Source organism: Weissella tructae (assembly GCF_000732905.1).
GTDB classification, from domain to species: Bacteria; Bacillota; Bacilli; order Lactobacillales; family Lactobacillaceae; genus Weissella; species Weissella tructae.
This window is the reverse complement of the sequence record NZ_CP007588.1, coordinates 1,081,181-1,100,535: the sequence shown is the minus strand read 5'-3', so window position 1 is coordinate 1,100,535 and position 19,355 is coordinate 1,081,181. Positions and strand designations below refer to the sequence as shown.

Here is a 19,355-nt window from a genome sequence, read left to right as displayed (position 1 = left end):
ATAGCATGTAAAAATTAACGAGACTTTAAAGCGAACATTGCAACACCGGCTGCAACACCGACGTTCAATGATTCAGCATGACCTGACAATGGAATGTACAAGTTTTGTGTTGTTGCTTCAGCAACAGCATCTTGCATCCCTTGTCCTTCATTTCCCATGATTAGGGCGAAGTTTTGTTCAGGTGTCATACCAAATAGGTCCGCAGCATCTGTGTCTAACTTAGTACCGTAGACGTTCAAACCGTTATCTTGGAATGTACGTGTCCAGTTAACCAAATCTCCACTTGCAAGTTCTAGGTGGAATTGGCTACCTTGCATGGCACGAACAGCCTTAGGAGAGTAAGGATCTACTGAACCTTCTCCAAAGACAACACCAGTGAATCCGGCTGCGTCTGCAGTACGAACCATTGTTCCAACGTTACCAGGATCTTGGATTCCGTCTAGGAACAACCAAGCCCCTTCGTGGATGTATTGTGGTTCGCGGTTGCTTGTAGGCAATGATACTTCAGCGAAGATACCTTGCGGTGTAACTAGGTCAGACAACTTCTTAGCGATATCAGCAGTGATTTCAAAAACAGGTACTCCGTGAGGAATATCATCAGCGTGTGCTGACAATTGTTCGGCTGTACCAATTAGAGCGCGTAGGCGCCCATTGTTTTCGATTGCTTCTTGCACTAAGTGCCAACCATCGAGTAGGTAAGTTTGAGTCGTTTGACGACCCTTCTTTGTTTGTAACTTTTGCCATGTTTTCACTCGGCTATTTTGAGCTGATTTAATAGTTTCCATAAATTGCATTATACGCCAAAAACGGCATGTTGCATATGCTATAATACGTTAAAGAGATAATCGAGAGACTGTTAAAGAAAGAGGATGTCAAAATGCCAATTTTAGATCGTCAAAACGTTGCGGAAGTATCACGCTACACGACGTTTATGCAATCAACGTCAGAAGGGCGTGTAACGCAAGATTTGGCTTGGGGACAAGTGAAAAATAACTGGGAATCACGTGAAGTGTTTGTTGAAAATGCGGCAGGTGAAATTATTGGGGCGATGACAATGTTGCTAACTGATACACCAGCTGGTAAGAAGTTTGCGTATGCGTCAAAAGGACCAGTTATCGCTGGTGGATTTGACGTAGCCGTTTTGAACAGCTTGGTTGCAGAAGCAAAAACTGTCTTGGATGATGCGTACGTCCTACGTATGGACCCAGAAATTGATTTTTCAGATGAATTGAATGCTGAGCTAATTGCCGCAGGTTACACAATGCGTAATCGTAATGTGGCTGATGCAGGGATGCACGCAACGATTCAACCACGTTTGAACATGGTGATTAATCTAAATGATTTCCCAGATGCAAATGAAACATTAGATTTGTATCCTTCAAAGACAAAGAGTAAGCTAAAGCGTCCTTTCCGTGATGGGGTTGAAGTGTCATGGGGCAATGATGAAGAAGCATTGGATGCTTTCTATACAACATATGAGATTATGGCTAAGCGTCATGAAATTTCATATCGTCCAAAGGATTACTTTGTACGTATGCAAGCTGCTTTCTCTGAAGACACAATGCGTATCTTTATGGCTAAGCGTGAAGGTGAATTACTATCTACTGGAATCGCCTTTAAGTACGGAAACAAGATTTGGTACATGTATGCAGGTTCAATGGATGGCAATGTTTACTATGCACCATACGCGGTACAATCTGCCATGATTCAATGGGCATTAGATGAAAATATTGCCTTGTACGATATGGGTGGTATTGAAGAAGCAACGACCAACGATCCGTTGTATGTTTTCAAGCATACATTTGTGAAAGCAGACCCATTAGAATACATCGGAGAGATTGATGTTGTATTGGATGATGCGGTTTATGCTGAATTGGTAAAGTAAATAAATTTGCGAGTACTCGGTTGTAAAAATCGATGTACTCGCTTTTTTTATGACAATTTGTATATTGTTTGAAAAGAAAAATGCAATTTGGTCTAAAAAGCGCTATACTAAAATAAGTGAAAAAATAAAAATTTAGTGAGAATGAAATATTTTGCTAGTAATTAAATCATAATGAGTCTAAAATTGTGAAAGGTTATTAACAAAATTAAACATAATTACGATTGAAAGTAATGGAGGATGTAACATGGCCGATGCAAAAATGCCCGCTGTAAATGAAAAGTTGTGTTGTAAGTTTATTGCGACATTTGACCTATTGGGTCGGAAATGGAATGGATTGATTATTGAATCATTGTTAAACAATGGGACAATGCGTTTTAAGGATTTAGCTAAGATGGTCGAAAAGTGTTCTGACCGTGTCTTGGTTGAACGCTTAAAGGAATTAGAGGCGGCTGGTATTATTAACCGTCTAACATATGAAGATTCAGCGTTGATTGAATACACATTGACTGAAAAGGGTGAAGCGATGCGCGCCATGATGGCATCAATTCATGACTGGTCAAATGAATGGCAAGATCTACCTGAAGAAGACTAGAAAAGGCTTGCGTCATAGCCATTAAATTTAGTAATATTAAGGGTAACAGCTAGGAATGACCGGACAATTTAACACCGTGGCCAGCGAGTTGGGGGAAGTGGAAGCCCAATGCAGAGGATAAATTGTCATTCAGTCAGGAGCTGATACCTTGATAAGGGGTATCCGGATAGTCACCGTTAACTGACTTCAAAGGGTCTTAATGCAGATTAAGACTAAATTTTGGGTGGTACCACGTTAATCAACGTCCCTTCGATGTTCGCATCGAAGGGGCGCTTTTTTTATTTTACAAGAAGGAGTCCTAACATGAGTTTACAAGAAGACTTACAAGCATTAAAAGCGCAAGCTTTGGCAGAAATTGAAGAGACAGACATTACAAAGGCATTGAATGATGTCCGTGTGAAGTGGCTAGGTAAGAAGGGGCCACTAACAGAAGTGTTGCGTGGTATGAAGGATCTAACTGCGGAAGAACGTCCAGTCGTTGGGGCACTAGCTAACGAAGTACGTGACACACTTACAGAAGCAATTTCACAAGCACAATCAACATTAGAAGCGGCAGCGTTGAACGCTAAGCTAGCGAATGAAACATTGGATGTGACATTGCCAGGTAAGCCTGTTGTACAAGGGCAACCACACGTGTTGCAACAAATCATCGAAGAATTGGAAGACCAATTCATGGGGATGGGTTACCAAGTTATGGAAGGGCCTGAAGTTGAACAAGATAAGTACAACTTTGAAATGATGAACCTACCTAAGGATCACCCTGCTCGTGACATGCAAGACACTTTCTACATTACAGAGAATTTGTTGATGCGTACACAAACATCACCAGTGCAAGCGCGTGCGCTTGAAACACATGACTTTGCTAAGGGACCATTAAAGATGGTTTCACCTGGACGTGTATACCGTCGTGATACAGACGATGCAACGCATTCACACCAATTCCACCAATTTGAAGGTCTTGTCATTGATAAGCACATTACAATGGGTGATTTGAAGGGGACTTTGCTAGCGGTTGCGCACCAACTATTTGGTGCGGATCACGACATTCGTTTGCGTCCATCATATTTCCCATTTACAGAACCATCAGTTGAAGTTGACGTGTCATGGGGACCTGTGACACCAGATACAAAGCCTGAAGACATCGAATGGATTGAAGTGCTAGGAGCCGGTATGGTACATCCAAACGTGCTACGTATGGCTGGTGTAGATCCTGAAGTTTACGGTGGATTTGCGTTCGGAATGGGACCAGATCGTTTTGCGATGCTTAAGTATGGTGTTGAAGACATCCGTAACTTCTACTTGAATGATGTTCGTTTCCTAACGCAATTTGACCAAAAGGGGTAATTATCAATGAATATTTCAGTTGATTGGCTAAAAGAATACTTGCCTATTTCATTGCCAGTAAATGAATTGGCAGAAAAGATTTCACGTACTGCGGTAGAAGTGGAAGAACAAATTGATTTGCAAGGTGATATGAAGAATATCGTGATTGCAAAGGTTCTTTCTGTAGCACCGCACGAAGATTCAGACCACTTGGTTGTGACACAATTAGATGCTGGTGAAGACGAACCGGTTCAAGTTGTAACAGGTGCACCTAATGTGGCAGCTGGTCAAACCGTTATTTTGGCAAAGCACAAGTCAGTGATTGCTGATGGTGTCAAGATCAAGAAGGGAAAGCTACGTGGCGTTCCGTCTAATGGTATGTTGACAGCGTTGCAAGAATTGGGATTGGAAGAAAAGGTATCACCAAAGGCATTTGATGCAGGAATTTGGGTCTTTTCAGACGAAGATTCAGCAAAGTTGAATGCTGGAGATAACGCCTTAGAAGTGCTTGGATTTGATGATCATGTGATCGAATTGGGAATTACACCAAACCGTGCCGACATGTTGTCAATGAACGGAACTGCTTGGGAAGTTGCAGCGATTCTAGATGAAGAACTAACACTACCAACATTTGATTTGACTGAAACAACTGAAGCAGCGGCCGACATGATTAAGGTATCAGCGGACGCTGCATTGGCACCTAAGTATGGTGTGCGTGTGGTTAAGAATGTAACAGTTGGTGATTCACCACTTTGGTTGCAACAACGTTTGTGGAAGATGGGAATTCGCCCAATCTCTAACGTTGTCGACGTGACTAACTTGATGTTGCTTACATACGGACAACCTTTGCATGCCTTTGATTACCAAAACTTGCCAGAACCAACGCTTCATGTTCGTGAAGCCGTTGCTGGAGAAAAGATTACAACACTAGATGGTCAAGACCGTGAAACAGCGGCAGGAGACCTAGTGATCGCATCTGGTGATGAAGCATTGATGTTTGCTGGAGTGATGGGTGGACAATCTACTGAAGTTACTGCAGAAACACGCGATGTTGTTTTGGAAGCCGCTGTATTTGAATCTAAGGCGATTCGTCACGCAGCTCGTGACCAAAACTTGCATTCAGAAGCATCACAACGTTTTGAACGTGGTGTTGACATGACCATGACTTTCCAAGCTTTGGATCATGCAGCAGCATTGATTGCTGAAATTGCTGGTGGTGAAGTGTTAGCTGGGCAAGTAATTGCACAAGACACACCATATGTCGCTGAAGAAGTAACAGTGAGTGTCGCTGATATTAACCATGTACTTGGAACAGACATTCAAACAGCTGAAGTCGCTGCAATCTTTGCACGTCTTGGTTTTGAATTTGTTGAAGCAGACTCAGTATTCACAGTGACTGTACCAGCACGTCGTTGGGATATTACAATCCAAGCTGACTTGATTGAAGAAGTTGCGCGTTTGTATGGTTACGACAATTTGCCAGCTACACTACCAACTGGTGAAACAACACCTGGGCAACTAACACCAACACAAAGTTTGTTACGTGCCACACGTCATACTTTGGAAGGTCTTGGATTGAACCAAGCCATTTCATACGTGCTAACAACACCAGAAAAGGCAACCCAATTTACGTTGACACCAAGTACGCCAGTGGAACTAAGTTACCCAATGTCACAAGACCGTCGTGCAACACGTGGTAGCTTGTTGACAAGTTTGTTGGATGACGTGGCATACAACACTGCCCGTAACCAAAACGACTTAGCCTTGTACGAACAAGGACGTGTCTTTGCAGCGCAAGGGGATGATCAACAACCATTGGAAACAGAACACGTTGCTGGTGTGTTAACAGGTAACTTCCATGCACGTAACTGGGACCAAGCAGCACAATTGGCTGATTTCTTTACGTTGAAGGGAATTGTTGAACAATTGATTGCAAACTGGGGACTAACAGCACGTTTTGTACCAAATACTGATCGTGTTGATATGCATCCAGGACGTACAGCTGACATTATCATCAACGACGATGTTGTTGGATTCATTGGGGAAGTACACCCGGTTACTGCCAAGGCTTACAAGGTTAACCAAACATTCGCCTTCGAAATGGATATGGAAAAGATTGCACAACACCATGAGATGGGCACACAATACAATGTGGTCTCTCGTTTCCCAGCTATTTCTCGTGACTTAGCAATTATGGTGGATCGTGATGTTGCTTCTGCTGATTTGATTACCGTTATCCGTGAAAATGGTGGAAATGACTTAAAGAATGTAACTGTATTTGACGTATATACAGGAAGTAATGTTGCCGATGACAAAAAGTCAGTTGCTTACTCATTGCGTTTTGAAAATGCTGCACATACATTAGTTGACGAAGAGATTAATACAGCGATTACTAACATTTCAGATGCCTTGCATGTTGCGTTTTCTGCTGAAATCCGCTAAAATTCGGGATAATAGTCTCGTAAAAAAAGAGTGTGTTACGTATATTTGAGGAGTAAGTTTAATGATTAAGTTTCTAGCAAAAATACCTCGATGGATGAAGGTATTGCTTGTAGTGGTTCTTATTTTCATTGTTGGAGGATCAATTTTTAACGGTATCCAAAATGATAAGAAAGACTACTCAGCATTAAATACGAAAGATGATAAGACACGCGAAGTGCGTATCAAAGAAGGATCATCACCTAAACAAATGGCTTCAGCATTAAAAGAAGCTGGTGTGCTACGTTCAGAACGTGCTTTTGTAAACTACGTAAGTAGCGAAAACTACACAGATTTGAAGGCAGGATACTACCAACTATCACCAGCAATGCCTGTTAAGGACATTGTTTTGGCACTACGTTTAGGTGGATCATCAGTCCCATCAAATAACAAGAATGTTATTTTGGTGCGTGAAGGTGAAATCATTGATGACGTTGCCAAGCAAGTTGGTGAAAAGACAAACTTTAGTGAAAAGAGCTTCCTAAAAGCTGTTAATGACAAAGAATTGTTTAACAAGTTGAAGGCTGATTATCCTGGATTGTTGGATTCTGCTGCGAAAGCAAAGGGTGTTCGTTATCTTTTGGAAGGATACCTATATCCAGCAACGTACAACTGGCAAGATGCTGAAACCGTTGAAGATTTGGTTACCATGATGGTTCGTCAAGAATACATCGCGTTGAAGCCTTACTTCAAGGACATTGAAAAGTCAGGAATGACTGTCCATGAAGTGTTGACGCTTGCGTCATTGGTTGAACGTGAAGGTGTTGATAAGGAAAGTCGTGGTAAGATTGCAGGTGTCTTCTTGAACCGTTTGGATATTGATATGCCATTGCAATCTGACGTTTCTACTAAGTATGCCTTGAAGACAAAGCGTGCTAACTTGAGCATTAAGGATGTTCAAACTAAGGATGCATATAACAACTATGTTCACGCTGGATTTGGACCAGGTCCAATGAACAATCCAAGTGTTAACGCTGTTGCAGCCGTTTTGAATCCTAAGGATCGTGATCAAGATTACCTATACTTTGTTGCGAACTTGAAGGATGGTAAGATTTACTATTCTCATGATTACAACGCACATCTTGGTTTGACTGACTCAGTTCAAGCTGATAACGATGAAATCGGATTACTTGATAAGCCAGAATAAATATCTGGTTTCTTGAATTTTAGCAATTAAAAAACAGGCTATGAACGTTATGTTCATGGCCTGTTTTTATGTATTATGATTGTTTCTGAATATAGGAAAATAAAAAAGACCACTACACGTATGTAGTGGTCTTTTCAAATTAAGCTGCTTCCACAGCTAGAATTTCAACGCTGATAACAATACCATTTGGTAGTGGTACTTCAACTTGATCTCCGATTACGTGACCTAGTAAAGCCTTTGCAATAGGTGATTCGTTAGAAATCTTACCTTCAGTTGGATCTGCTTCAACGGCTCCCACAATGCTGTATGTTTCAGGGTCTTCGTTAGGAAGTTCCTTGAATGTTACAACCTTACCAACAGATACTTCATCAGATGCGACTTCAGATGAGTCGATGATAACCGCGTTATCTAGCATGTGTTGTAGTGTTTTGATACGACCTTCAACGAATGCTTGTTCATCCTTAGCTGATTGGTATTCTGAGTTTTCAGAAAGATCTCCAAAGCTTCGGGCGTTTTGGATACGGCCTGTAATTTCGGCACGTGTTTCCATAATCAACGTGTTTAGTTCATCTTCCAGTTTTTGTTGGCCGTCGGCCGTCATTGGATATTCTTTATCTGCGCTCATGCGTGTGTCCTTGTCCCTATAAATAAAATTTACTCATAACTCGTATGGTTTCACATGATAGAGTACCATGTTGTCCGTGGTCTGTAAAGTCAGTTCTTTTTAGAGCGACGTTGATACATATAGATTGTAAGCGCAATCAGGAAAGTTAGTGCGGAAATCAAAGTCCCAATCATAAGCCAAGGTGGACGGTAACTGAATGCAATGTCGTGTTCACCTGGCTCTAATGATAAGCCGATGAAGAAATCTAGCGTGGGATCGATTGGATAATCTTTCCCATCAACAGTAGCACGCCACCCCTTACTATACGGAATCGTTGTTGTTAGATAGGGTTGATCTACCGTTGCAGTCACCTTACCGGTGATTGACGTATCTGAAAAGGTTGTCAGTTGTAGTGGTCGTTGCTTTAATTCTTGGATACCATCTTTAAATACAGGCATGTTCAAACGATACAAAGACACGTTTTGTAACCACAAATCAGGTTCATTAAAGGCAAATTTGATTGTTTGCACTTTACCAACTTTACCAGCTGGCAAAGGCAGAACGATGGTGTGACGGTGATTTGGAATGTTACCCATCGCCGTTCCGTTCACCGTAATTCGTGTTGTGTCAGCGTTAACGCTATTTCCCAACGTTAGATAATAAGGGTCATTAGTGGAAGGGACGAAACTTAACTCTAATGAAGCGCCTTTATTTTCATCTGTACGCGAGAAACTAGCGTTGGTGACTTGTGTTGGAGTTGTTGTGTTATGACTAACGGCACTTGAGAAATCCATCTTAGTGAACAATGGTTTGCTTTGTGTCGTCGCTGTTTGCCATAACGTATTTTGATTAAGCAATGGTGTATTTGGCTCTAATTGTAGATGTTCCAAATTTTCAGGTGTCATAAAACCAAGTGGTAAGGCAAATGGATTTTCTGATAAGAGTGTATGTGTATTTGTCGCAAATAAATCATACAAGCCATTTGTATCATAGCGAGGGAAAATTTCATCAGCGGCTGGGGTACCCGGCGTGTTTTTTTCGACACCGTTACTTTGTAACAAATAACGCATGCTTAACCAGCTGTCAGTGACCAAGGTGCCACTTGTATACGTAATATAATTATCACCTTCTGGTTGACCAATCAAAGACATGAACGTACTTTGTTGATGTTCTAAACCAGATGAAAAAGTAGATGCACCATAGTAGTGTCCCTGTAAGGGATCACCTTTAGTGCGGTAAAAACTCTGTGCCACACGATAAAAATCATGCTTTTCATTCGGTAAATCTTTCGTGATGCTATTTAGATTTTTGATATAAGTTTGATATTCGCTGTTTGACAGATATGAAAAATTGTTCAAGGTTAGAATGGTACTTGAGCCCATTTCAACAAGGACTAAGATACCAACTAGTACTGACCAATAGAGCTGCTTAAATGGAATTGTAAAGCAGACTAAGAATATCAAGAAAAAGGCGACACCAATAATAAGCTGTGAAAGGTTTAGGAAATTCAATGCCTCATATCGTACGGCTAACCAAAGCCAAGCGATAATCGCAAGCGTAAATAAACTAACGCTTTGTTTGATGCTTAAACGGAAATGTGGTTGCCATGTTGCGGCACATAACCACAAAAGCCAGAAACAAAAAACAAATGAAAAACGATAAGGATACCAAACTGGATATTGAAAACCATGCCACATTAAATCCAAGGGGGCGAACATCATTGAAATAATTAGGAAGCTTGTCACGATGATTGTCGCAAGTTTGGCTTGCCAACGTATCTTACGGGTTGTTAGACATGCCCAGAAAGTAATCAGTGGGATACTTCCGACAAAGATGTTGGGTAATCCAGTTGGCATCTGATCAAAGTTGAATGTTCCGCCGAAAAACTTAGCAAGAAAGTCAGGTGGGAAATATTGAAAGGTCCATGTTAAATTCTGTAACATGTATTGCCCTTTACTAGCCATCAATGTATACGCTGTTGGTAACCAAAACATGGTTGCTAGGCCAATTGCAATGAGCGTATAGCCTGTTATTTTACCAACTAGTTTTAGTCGTTTTTTCCATGAGATAGGTTGGATAAACAGACGCCAAATCGCATAGGTCACAATAAACAAGCCGACCATGTAGGCCATGTAGTAGTTGCTAATGAAACATAGGGTCAGTGGCAAAACATAACGCCAGCAACGTTTACCATCGAAAAGGTATTCAATCCCTAATATAATGAGCGGTAACAGAATGGCGGCATCTAGCCACAATAGATTTAACTGATTGGCAACAAACCAACCGGATTGTGCATACGCAAATCCAAACACTGGAACTGCGTATGATTTTTGCCAACCTAATTTATAGATCGCATAACTAAAACTTAAGCTAACTAGTCCATACTTAAAAACTGTGAGCCAGAGAATACCAGCCGGTAAATAAGCATTTGGGAATAATAACAGAATGAAGTTAGTGGGGCTTAATAAATAATAGGCCCAATCACCATACATTTCTCCGCCTAATCCTTTACTAAAGTTAAAGAATATCTGAGTTGGGTCATGTAATATGGCCGTACGAAAGGCTTCGAAAAAGTCTATGTATTGTTGACCTAAATCGACTGTTAAGATGGTGCTATCACCAAACGGTGCCATTTGACGATAGGCAAAATAGAAAGTCATAAAAACGACTGGCAACAAAAAACTGAGCCATAATAGTCTTGTTTTATGTTGCCAGCGGGCTGGATTAAAAAATGCCAAAATCTATTCCTCCTACAAAATAATCACTAGTACCATTAAAACACATCTGGAAATGATATTTATAGTAAGAATTAATTGCGAACGGCAAAATAATGCGCGAATTATGCTACAATAGCAACATTACAAGAAGAACAAATTAAAGGGGTTACACCATGCAAGCACCAAAACGACGCGGTGGACGATCAAAGCGACAAGCCTCATCACGTATTCCAACACGATTAAATATTCTGATGGGAATTGTTATTGTGATGCTTGGTTTGTTAGCGATCCGTCTAGCGAATTTACAGATTACCAATAGTGCCATGTATAAAAATGAAGTAAACAGTGCGGAAGTTAGTGTTGAGCAAATTGGTGTTCAACGTGGGATGATTTTCGACAGTACTGGCCGTAAGTTAGTGTCTAACGAAGGAAGTCAGGCGATTACCTTTACAAAGCCAAAGCTGATTAATGAAAAGCAAATGTATGACTTGGCTAATTCGGTAGGAGCATTGATTAAGATTGATACAAAGCGTTTGTCTCAAACGAATATGAATCTTTATTACCTAAATAATCCAGATAATGCAAAGAAGGTTAAGGAATTGAGTGGCACTAAGCGTGCACCAGGAACTGACCAATATGTGAAAGATTTGACGACATACGTCAATGACCATAATGACATCGTGCAATTGTCTGATGATGAAAAGAATAAGGCAATGATTTTCCAAAAGATGATGAATGCGTATGCTTTGTCAACGGTTTACCTAAAGGAAGAAGGAGTCACAGACCAAGAAATCGCCAGCATTGGAGAACGTCAAGCTGAATTGCCTGGCGTACGTGTTGGTTTGTACTACAAGCGTCAAGGAGTTAAGGACGATGACTTGATGGCTTCAATTCTTGGGCGTGTTTCAACATCAACAACTGGATTGCCAGAAGATCGCATTAATCAAATGTTGACGGAAGGTTATTCACGAGATGACTCAGTTGGAACTTCTAACTTAGAAATGCGCTATGAAGATGCACTGCGTGGAACAAAACGTGAAGTTGAATTATCAGTTAAAGATGGAGAACCAGTCGAAAAGGTGCGCTTTAGCGGACAATCTGGGGATAACATGACCTTGACGATTAATTCTAAATTCCAAGCTGATGTCCAAAAAATCTTACGTGACAATATGCCGGGTGGAACAACCCAAGGTGCGTATTCTGTTGTAATGAATCCGACAACTGGTGGGATTTACGCGATGAATGGAATTACGAATTCAGACGGTAAGTCACAAGATGATGCGATGGCGACGATTAATAGTTCAGCCGTTGTGGGGTCTGTTGTTAAGCCGGCGTTGATTACGCAAGGATTGTTAACGAAGACGATTACGCCAGAAAACAATGTGTTCGTTGATACGCCGATTGATATTGCCGGTACGGCATCTAAGACTTCTTGGTTTAACAAGAAGGGTGAAAACTCAATTCCATTGAGTGGATCAGATGCTTTGATGGTGTCATCCAACTCATACGTGATGCAATTGATGCTAAAGATGGGTGGTTTGAATTACTCACCAGGGATGAACCTGGGAGGTTTGGATCCAGAAATCTTTACAACGATGCGTCAAGGATTTAATGCGTTTGGATTGGGTGTTAAAACAGGGATCGATTTGCCTGGTGAAACAGCTGGGGTTCGTGGTGAAGCAAGCCGTGAGCGTATTGGTAATGCGTTGGACGAATCTTTCGGTCAGTATGACACTTATACAACGATGCAATTAGCGCAATATGTATCTACCATCGCTAATGGTGGATACCGTATGCGTCCACACGTTGTTCAAGAAATTCAACATCGTGAAAACGGTCGTCAAGATCGTGTTGCGACAACAGTTGACCCAGAAGTGCTAGGAACAATTAACTGGACTGCTGCAGAACGTGCGGTTATCTGGGATGGTATGGAAAAAGTTGTAAATGGAAATAGTAAGTTTTTGACAGGACGTCCTTTGCAAAAGCAAAAGCCAACGGTTTATGCGAAGACTGGAACGGCCGAAACATTTACAAACGGTGCAAGTACGTTGACGTATTCAATCGTTGCTTTTGTCCCTGGTGAGGACGTGGCTATTGCCGCTGTAATCCCTGGTGTGCCAGCGGAAATGGAAACAATTGTTAATCAAACGATTGCGAACGAAATTCTAGATTCTTTCTGGAAGCACGTAAAAGTTAACCCTGTAAAGGGTGAAGATAAGAAAAAAGACGCTGATAAATAGATACTAACCTTGGAGATAATCCACTGATTAGTGTGTAGTATGTTAAACTGAATCAGAAATGATTCAGTTTTTTTGTACAGTGAAGAGGGATAATACGCGTATGAAGACCAAAGCAGAAATAAGAGAAAATGGGTTAACGTACTATGCTAACCAGACAAGCGAGGAACGTGCAACGCTAATGCAATTTGTCGTTAGACAAGTGACCGCAACAAACGTTTGGCAAAATGCTGAGCATATCGCGTTAACATTATCGCAATCAAATGAATTACCAACCGAGTTATTGATTCAGACCGCATTGTTACAAAAGAAGAAAGTGTATCTACCACGTGTTGCGCCTAATCATCAGTTGAAATTTATTCAGATTGATGAGACGACGCAGTATGAAAAACACCGTTTTGGCATGCTTGAGCCAATCGGGGATGTCTTAATAGATGTAACTGAATTAGATTTGATTATGGTGCCGGGAATTGCTTTTAGTGAGCAAGGAGACCGTGTTGGCTTTGGTGGTGGTTACTATGATCGGTTCTTAGCGGAACATAAAGAAATATCAACTATGGGGATTGCGGCGACTGAGTTGATCACTGTAGCCCCAAATTGGCACGTAGAACCATTTGATGTGTCAGTAGATACAATCGTGAGAATAGGAGAAAGACATGCATAATTTTATGAGAGAGGCTAAGCAACAACCGGTGACAATTGGTTTATGTTTGTTGTTGGTTGGGATTTATATTGCTGAAGTCGTCGTTTCTGGTGGATTAACTATCGGTCTTTCAACGCTATATGACTTTGGTGGATTAGTAACGGTAGGTGTCGGGGTCGACGGTGAATGGTGGCGTCTTCTAACCGCTGGCTTCATCCATGCATCATTGATGCATATTTTAATGAATACGGTTGTGATCTACTTTATTGGTAAGATTTTAGAAACAACCCTAGGGTCTATTCAATTGGCGACAATTTTTATCTTGGGAGTTTTGGGTGGTAGTCTATTATCCATTACATTAGGCTCATTAAATGTTATCTATATTGGTGCATCCAGTGGTGCGTTTGCCATGGTAGGGGCTGTGATTTACTTAGGCTTACAAGAAAAGCGTCGTGGTGCATGGGTACAACAAATGCAAACAATGTTAATCTTCGTGGCCATGAACCTGTTGTTTAGTTTGTTTGACCCGACAATTGGTATTTGGGGCCATGTCGGTGGATTTATTGTTGGGTTAGCTGTTACGGGTAATCTATTACAAAGCCGTTATGCCAAGATGACCTTCAAAAATACAACAATGACACGTATAATCGCGTTACTAATGATTATTACGGTGTTTTTGATCTTATTAACCGGGGCATTTACGCGCTTAACAACATTTTCATAATGAGGTATAGATAAGATGCAAGAAACACAAATGAAAACATTTTTAGATGTTTTGAACCTTTTGAAGCGTTATGACATTTATGTCCACTTGGGAAATCGATTGTGGGACATCGAATTAGCTGCAATTGAAATTGACAATATGGCGCGAGCTGGTTGATTCAACCCAAAGAATATGCCCAAATTAAGTTGGTTTTGCAACATGAACATGAATCTGAGACAAAAAGACAAGAATATTAATAACTTACTTACTAAAGTGTGAAAATAATAATGAAAGCCCTTTTATTTCACGGTTTTTTAAGATATAATGACCCTTGTGGTTAAACAAGAAAACCCTTACATCGGTTAAGGGATTACATAAAATGCAATGAGGGTATGGACATGGTTAAAGATAAGTTAATTGGAATTGATTTAGGTGGAACAACAGTAAAGTTTGCGATTATGACTGCAGATGGAGAAATCCAACAAAAGTGGTCAATCAAGACAAACATTTTGGATGATGGAAACCACATCGTGCCAGATGTTATCGCATCAGTAAACCACCATTTGGACTTGTACCAATTGGACAAGGAACGTGTGATTGGAATTGGAATGGGAACACCTGGAACAGTTAACCAAGAAGATGGAACTGTTCAAGGCGCCTTTAACCTAAACTGGCGCGAACCTCGTGCCGTTCGTGCCGAAATTGAAGCTGGAACTGGTTTCACAGTAACAATTGACAATGACGCTAACTCAGCTGCATTGGGTGAACAATGGCGTGGTGCCGGAGACAACGAACCAGAAGTTGCCTTCTTGACACTTGGAACTGGTGTCGGTGGTGGATTGATTCATGAAGGTAAGTTGATTCATGGAACAGCCGGAGCTGCTGGTGAAGTTGGACACGTTGTGGTTGAACCATACGGTTACCAATGTACTTGTGGAAACCAAGGATGTTTGGAACAATATGCATCAGCTACTGGTGTTGTTCACTTGGCCCACGATCTTGCAGACGCCTACATGGGTGACTCAAAGCTAAAGAAGATGCTTGATGATGGTGATGAAGTAACATCAAAGATTGTCTTTGACTTGGCAAAGGAAAATGATTTCTTGGCTAACGAAGTTGTGGACAAGGTTGCTTACTACCTTGGATTGGCAACTGCTAACTTGGCTAACACATTGAACCCATCAAAGATTGTTATCGGTGGTGGTGTTTCAGCAGCAGGAACATTCTTGCTAGAACGTGTACAAAAGGAATTTGCAAACTTCGCATTTAAGACAACTCGTGATGTGACTGAACTACGTTTGGCACAATTGGGAAATGATGCTGGTGCATACGGAGCTGCTTCATTGGCTTTGCAAACTGCAGCTGCTCAAAACGCAAACGACTAATTTGATTAAGTGCCTTCGGGCGCTTTTTTATTAATAAGGGTTATAAGGTAGTCTTGGCTACTGGGAAAGGGGACTATCATGTTCTTGAATATTTTATTAGCATTATTTATTTCTATCGCCATTTGGGTAGGATTTAACTACTTCCGCATGCGTTCTTTGGTAAAGAACAATGCAACTTTGTTGGAATCTGCTGACTTTGAAGAACAAGGTCGTGGACAACAAGTTGTTGACTTGCGTGATGCTGCAGCATTTAAGGTAAAGCATGTGTTGGGAGCACGTAACATCGCTTACCCAATGTTGAAGGAAAACCACGCTGCGTTGCGTAAGGACAAGCCAGTCTTTTTGTACGACAGTAATGTGCAACAAGCTGCTCGTTTAGCTAAGGATTTGAAGAATGATGGATATTCAGATATTTACATTCTAAAGGGTGGATTTACGGCCTACACAGGACGTACAAAGTCTAACTTGGTTTAATCTAAGTGCTGGTATATCAGTTAGATATCGCAGTATAAAATAAAATCATAAAAAAACGGAGACGGCACATGAAGTGCTGTCTCCGTTTTATGTTAAGATGGATGCTAGATTAGTAGCGAGATCCGTGTGAATGTGCAGCCTTGCGAGCTGACTTGAATTCTGTTTCGTCGAACTTTGCTTCGATTTCTTCAACTGGCTTTACAGCAGTTTCATGAAAAGCTACACCAGCCGCAATGGCAGCTGCCACTGTTCCCACGACTCCAGCTAAAACACCCTTACCAAAATTGTTCATGTGTTAATCCTCCGTTATGATGTAATATCTCATTTTAACATATTCACATAATAATTTTGAATGAAATAATATAAAAGGATAAGATATGCAAAAATTAATTGTGATTGTCGGACCAACCGCAGTCGGTAAAACAAGTCTCTCATTAGAAATCGCTAAAGCAGTCAATGGTGAAATTGTATCAGGTGATTCAATGCAAATTTATCGTGAGCTAAATATTGGAACGGCTAAAGCCACACATGAAGAACAAGCCCAAGCGCCACACCATTTAATTGACATTGCCAATCCAGAAGAACATTATTCAGCGGCTAAATTTGTCGAAATGGCGCAAGCGGCGATTACAGATATTACAAACCGTGGTAAGGTGCCTATCTTGGTTGGTGGGACTGGATTTTATGTGCAGGCTTTATTGGGCGACCGTCCGTTATCACAAATTGAGGAACGTCCCGATGCAGCATTTGAAGCCTACTGGGATGATCAAGTGCAACGACATGGTGAAGAGGGATTACGTGAAGCATTGCAAGCCGTAGATACGGTGAGCGCGGAACGTATTTTACCAGGCCAAATTCGTCGCTTAAAGCGTGCTTTATTGATTAGTCAACAAATGGGTGTTCCATTCTCAAGTCTTCAGCCAGAACCTAAGCGTCAATATGATGCGTATATCATTGGTTTGAACACGGACCGTGATATTTTATACGAACGTATCAATAAGCGTGTAGATATGATGTTAGAAGAAGGTTTGATGGCTGAGGTATCCCGTGTCTACGATTTGTCAGAAGACGCAACAGCCCGTAAAGCAATTGGATATAAAGAATTATTTGGCTACCATGAAGGTGTCATGTCGTTAGATGATGCGAGTGAAATGTTGAAAATGGCATCACGACGTTATGCAAAACGACAACTAACTTGGTTCAATAATCAATTTACAGACATTCATTGGCAGGACTTAGTTCAAAAACCTGACACGTTAAACGTTATACTAGAAGAAGTTACAGATTTCGTGTCAGAATAAATAACATTCTCCCTTGGTCGTTTTTCATTTAATGCTAAAATACTTATGTATAGGAGGTAGGCATGATGAGTGAACGAACATTACGACGAGACTTAGCAGTCTTAACGATTAGTGCTGTGCGTGAGTTAACTGGTCTATCGGATCGTCAAATCCGTTATTATGACCAACAAGCGCTTATCGAGCCTTCGCGTGGCGCGGGTAAGCAACGACGTTATTCATTAGACGACATTGATCGTCTAATTGAAATTGCAGATTACATGGATGCTGGATATAGCATTGCAGAAATCCGCGCCGTTGAGCACAAGCAAAAGCAAAAAGAAGCCCATAAATCAGAACAAGAGCTACGACGCTTCTTGGCTGATGAAATGCTATCTATTGGACGCTTTTCAGATCGTGCACAATTTTAGTAGATAAATAGAATGTGATGATGTTGTGAATTAAAGGGGAGAAATTATGGTACGTAAGAATTATACGAAGGATGACATCCGAGAAATTATTGCGAGTGAGAACGTAGAATTTTTGCGTCTACAATTCTCGGACGTTTTTGGAACAATCAAGAATGTGGAAGTTCCTGTGTCACAATTGGAAAAAGTTCTAGATAACAAGATGATGTTTGATGGATCTTCAATCGATGGATTCGTTCGTATTGAAGAATCAGACATGTACTTGTATCCAGATGTATCAACTTTCTTAATCTTCCCATGGGCGACAGACAGTCGTGGTGGTAAGGTTGGACGTCTGATCTGTGATATTTACACTGTTGATGGTGAACCATTCGCAGGTGATCCTCGTAATAATTTGAAGCGTGTATTGCGTGAAATGAATGATGCTGGTTTTGATGATTTTAATTTGGGAACAGAACCAGAATTCTTCTTGTTCAAGCTGGATGAATACGGAAACCCAACAACACAATTGAATGACAAGGGTGGTTACTTTGACTTGGCACCACTTGACATGGGTGAAGACACACGTCGTGAAATTGTGCTAGAAATGGAAAAGATGGGATTTGAAGTGGAAGCGGCCCATCACGAAGTGGCACCTGGACAACATGAAGTGGACTTCAAGTATGCCGATGCGTTAGATGCAGCGGATAACATCCAAACATTTAAGTTGATTGTTAAGACAATTGCACGTAAGCATGGTTTGTACGCAACCTTTATGCCAAAGCCAGTGGCGGGTATTAACGGAAACGGTATGCACGTTAACATGTCTTTGTTCAAGGAAGGTAAGAATGTCTTCTTTGATGCACAAGGTGCCGATGGACTATCAGCGACTGCCTATGCATTCTTAGGTGGATTGCTAGAACACGCTGCGAACTACACAGCCATTACGAATCCAACGGTTAATTCATACAAGCGTTTGACACCAGGATTTGAAGCGCCAGTTTATGTTGCTTGGTCTGGTTCAAACCGTTCACCAATGGTGCGTGTACCAGCTTCTCGTGGACAATCAACACGTCTAGAATTACGTACAGTTGATCCAACAGCTAACCCATATTTGGCCTTTGCAGCCGTTTTGGGTGCAGGACTAGATGGTGTTCGCCGTGATATTGAACCACGTGATTCAGTTGACCAAAACATCTACTTGATGGATGAATCAGAACGTCGCAAGGCGGGAATTACTGATTTGCCAGATACATTGTTGGATGCGGTGATGAGTTTTGAAGAAGATACTGTCATGTTAGATGCGATTGGACCATACATGGCGCGTACATTTGCAGATGCTAAGCGCTTGGAATACAAGGCCTTCCGTCAAGCTGTTTCCCAATGGGAATTGGATACGTATTTGGACCAATACTAAAATAAATGTAAAGTAAGTTATATGAAAGTCTAAAGACAGGCCTATCTCCCGATAAAGATAAGCCTG

At 41.2% G+C, this 19,355-nt stretch carries 17 protein-coding genes and 1 pseudogene; 14 read left to right on the top strand and 4 right to left on the bottom strand.

Going from position 1 to position 19,355, the window contains the following annotated elements; genetic code table 11:
- Positions 1 to 14 precede the first annotated feature (14 nt).
- Positions 15 to 785 (bottom strand): TrmH family RNA methyltransferase, encoded by a 771-nt coding sequence (locus WS08_RS05370; protein WP_009496188.1) that lies wholly within the window; start codon positions 783 to 785, stop codon positions 15 to 17.
- Between the two features lie 92 nt (positions 786 to 877).
- Here WS08_RS05370 and femX point away from each other — a divergent pair, with 92 nt between their 5' ends.
- From femX to mltG, 5 genes are all read left to right on the top strand, one after another.
- Positions 878 to 1,885, top strand: a complete 1,008-nt coding sequence (femX, locus tag WS08_RS05365; protein WP_009496187.1) for a UDP-N-acetylmuramoylpentapeptide-lysine N(6)-alanyltransferase — start codon at positions 878 to 880, stop codon at positions 1,883 to 1,885.
- 244 nt (positions 1,886 to 2,129) lie between these two features.
- Complete coding sequence (locus WS08_RS05360) at positions 2,130 to 2,477, top strand: winged helix-turn-helix transcriptional regulator (protein ID WP_009496186.1); 348 nt, start codon at positions 2,130 to 2,132, stop codon at positions 2,475 to 2,477.
- Between the two features lie 303 nt (positions 2,478 to 2,780).
- The gene (pheS, locus tag WS08_RS05355; protein ID WP_009496185.1) at positions 2,781 to 3,821 is read left to right on the top strand and encodes a phenylalanine--tRNA ligase subunit alpha; all 1,041 of its coding nucleotides are present in this window, start codon (positions 2,781 to 2,783) and stop codon (positions 3,819 to 3,821) included.
- Positions 3,822 to 3,827: 6 nt separating this feature from the next.
- Positions 3,828 to 6,242, top strand: coding sequence for a phenylalanine--tRNA ligase subunit beta (gene pheT / locus WS08_RS05350; RefSeq protein WP_009496184.1), 2,415 nt, complete (start codon positions 3,828 to 3,830; stop codon positions 6,240 to 6,242).
- Positions 6,243 to 6,303: 61 nt separating this feature from the next.
- Entirely contained in the window at positions 6,304 to 7,425 is a 1,122-nt protein-coding gene (gene mltG / locus WS08_RS05345) for an endolytic transglycosylase MltG (RefSeq protein WP_009496183.1), read from the top strand.
- A gap of 139 nt (positions 7,426 to 7,564) precedes the next feature.
- Here the strand turns inward: mltG and greA are convergent, their stop codons facing one another.
- Both greA and WS08_RS05335 read right to left on the bottom strand, forming a co-directional pair.
- Positions 7,565 to 8,050, bottom strand: a complete 486-nt coding sequence (gene greA, locus WS08_RS05340; RefSeq protein WP_009496182.1) for a transcription elongation factor GreA — start codon at positions 8,048 to 8,050, stop codon at positions 7,565 to 7,567.
- 89 nt (positions 8,051 to 8,139) lie between these two features.
- Positions 8,140 to 10,767, bottom strand: coding sequence for a YfhO family protein (locus WS08_RS05335; RefSeq protein ID WP_009496181.1), 2,628 nt, complete (start codon positions 10,765 to 10,767; stop codon positions 8,140 to 8,142).
- Positions 10,768 to 10,919: 152 nt separating this feature from the next.
- Here WS08_RS05335 and WS08_RS05330 point away from each other — a divergent pair, with 152 nt between their 5' ends.
- From WS08_RS05330 to WS08_RS05305, 6 genes and pseudogenes are all read left to right on the top strand, one after another.
- Positions 10,920 to 12,986 (top strand): peptidoglycan D,D-transpeptidase FtsI family protein, encoded by a 2,067-nt coding sequence (locus tag WS08_RS05330; protein WP_009496180.1) that lies wholly within the window; start codon positions 10,920 to 10,922, stop codon positions 12,984 to 12,986.
- Positions 12,987 to 13,086: 100 nt separating this feature from the next.
- Entirely contained in the window at positions 13,087 to 13,647 is a 561-nt protein-coding gene (locus tag WS08_RS05325; protein WP_009496179.1) for a 5-formyltetrahydrofolate cyclo-ligase, read from the top strand.
- Positions 13,640 to 14,350 carry a rhomboid family intramembrane serine protease gene (locus tag WS08_RS05320; RefSeq protein WP_009496178.1) on the top strand — a complete coding sequence of 237 codons (711 nt, stop codon included), beginning with the start codon at positions 13,640 to 13,642 and terminating at the stop codon, positions 14,348 to 14,350. Before WS08_RS05325 ends, WS08_RS05320 begins: the two co-directional genes overlap by 8 nt.
- Before the next feature lie 30 nt (positions 14,351 to 14,380).
- Positions 14,381 to 14,586, top strand: a pseudogene (locus tag WS08_RS05315) (YqgQ family protein).
- Between the two features lie 141 nt (positions 14,587 to 14,727).
- Positions 14,728 to 15,714 carry an ROK family glucokinase gene (locus tag WS08_RS05310; protein WP_009496176.1) on the top strand — a complete coding sequence of 329 codons (987 nt, stop codon included), beginning with the start codon at positions 14,728 to 14,730 and terminating at the stop codon, positions 15,712 to 15,714.
- Between the two features lie 78 nt (positions 15,715 to 15,792).
- Positions 15,793 to 16,188 carry a rhodanese-like domain-containing protein gene (locus tag WS08_RS05305; RefSeq protein WP_009496175.1) on the top strand — a complete coding sequence of 132 codons (396 nt, stop codon included), beginning with the start codon at positions 15,793 to 15,795 and terminating at the stop codon, positions 16,186 to 16,188.
- A gap of 109 nt (positions 16,189 to 16,297) precedes the next feature.
- Here WS08_RS05305 and WS08_RS05300 read toward each other — a convergent pair whose 3' ends face one another.
- On the bottom strand, positions 16,298 to 16,480 hold the full coding sequence (locus tag WS08_RS05300) for a DUF3042 family protein (protein WP_009496174.1): 183 nt from the start codon (positions 16,478 to 16,480) through the stop codon (positions 16,298 to 16,300).
- Between the two features lie 85 nt (positions 16,481 to 16,565).
- On the opposite strand from WS08_RS05300, the gene miaA reads away from it, so the two are divergent.
- The 3 genes from miaA to glnA all read left to right on the top strand — a co-directional run bounded on the left by miaA (position 16,566) and on the right by glnA (position 19,289).
- The gene (miaA, locus tag WS08_RS05295; RefSeq protein WP_009496173.1) at positions 16,566 to 17,489 is read left to right on the top strand and encodes a tRNA (adenosine(37)-N6)-dimethylallyltransferase MiaA; all 924 of its coding nucleotides are present in this window, start codon (positions 16,566 to 16,568) and stop codon (positions 17,487 to 17,489) included.
- Positions 17,490 to 17,554: 65 nt separating this feature from the next.
- Positions 17,555 to 17,896, top strand: a complete 342-nt coding sequence (locus WS08_RS05290) for a MerR family transcriptional regulator (RefSeq protein ID WP_009496172.1) — start codon at positions 17,555 to 17,557, stop codon at positions 17,894 to 17,896.
- Positions 17,897 to 17,942: 46 nt separating this feature from the next.
- A complete protein-coding gene (gene glnA, locus WS08_RS05285) occupies positions 17,943 to 19,289 on the top strand; it encodes a type I glutamate--ammonia ligase (protein WP_009496171.1) in 1,347 nt (448 codons plus the stop codon).
- Positions 19,290 to 19,355 lie beyond the last annotated feature (66 nt).

Excerpts from the sequence above, each read along its gene's own strand:
- femX (WP_009496187.1), top strand. The coding sequence starts at position 878 with ATGCCAATTTTAGATCGTCAAAACGTTGCGGAAGTATCACGCTACACG.
- WS08_RS05325 (WP_009496179.1), top strand. The coding sequence starts at position 13,087 with ATGAAGACCAAAGCAGAAATAAGAGAAAATGGGTTAACGTACTATGCT.
- WS08_RS05370 (WP_009496188.1), bottom strand. The coding sequence starts at position 785 with ATGGAAACTATTAAATCAGCTCAAAATAGCCGAGTGAAAACATGGCAA.
- greA (WP_009496182.1), bottom strand. The coding sequence starts at position 8,050 with ATGAGCGCAGATAAAGAATATCCAATGACGGCCGACGGCCAACAAAAA.
- miaA (WP_009496173.1), top strand. The coding sequence starts at position 16,566 with ATGCAAAAATTAATTGTGATTGTCGGACCAACCGCAGTCGGTAAAACA.
- WS08_RS05310 (WP_009496176.1), top strand. The coding sequence starts at position 14,728 with ATGGTTAAAGATAAGTTAATTGGAATTGATTTAGGTGGAACAACAGTA.
- mltG (WP_009496183.1), top strand. The coding sequence starts at position 6,304 with ATGATTAAGTTTCTAGCAAAAATACCTCGATGGATGAAGGTATTGCTT.
- WS08_RS05300 (WP_009496174.1), bottom strand. The coding sequence starts at position 16,480 with ATGAACAATTTTGGTAAGGGTGTTTTAGCTGGAGTCGTGGGAACAGTG.
- WS08_RS05330 (WP_009496180.1), top strand. The coding sequence starts at position 10,920 with ATGCAAGCACCAAAACGACGCGGTGGACGATCAAAGCGACAAGCCTCA.
- WS08_RS05320 (WP_009496178.1), top strand. The coding sequence starts at position 13,640 with ATGCATAATTTTATGAGAGAGGCTAAGCAACAACCGGTGACAATTGGT.
- pheT (WP_009496184.1), top strand. The coding sequence starts at position 3,828 with ATGAATATTTCAGTTGATTGGCTAAAAGAATACTTGCCTATTTCATTG.
- pheS (WP_009496185.1), top strand. The coding sequence starts at position 2,781 with ATGAGTTTACAAGAAGACTTACAAGCATTAAAAGCGCAAGCTTTGGCA.
- glnA (WP_009496171.1), top strand. The coding sequence starts at position 17,943 with ATGGTACGTAAGAATTATACGAAGGATGACATCCGAGAAATTATTGCG.
- WS08_RS05305 (WP_009496175.1), top strand. The coding sequence starts at position 15,793 with ATGTTCTTGAATATTTTATTAGCATTATTTATTTCTATCGCCATTTGG.
- WS08_RS05360 (WP_009496186.1), top strand. The coding sequence starts at position 2,130 with ATGGCCGATGCAAAAATGCCCGCTGTAAATGAAAAGTTGTGTTGTAAG.
- WS08_RS05290 (WP_009496172.1), top strand. The coding sequence starts at position 17,555 with ATGAGTGAACGAACATTACGACGAGACTTAGCAGTCTTAACGATTAGT.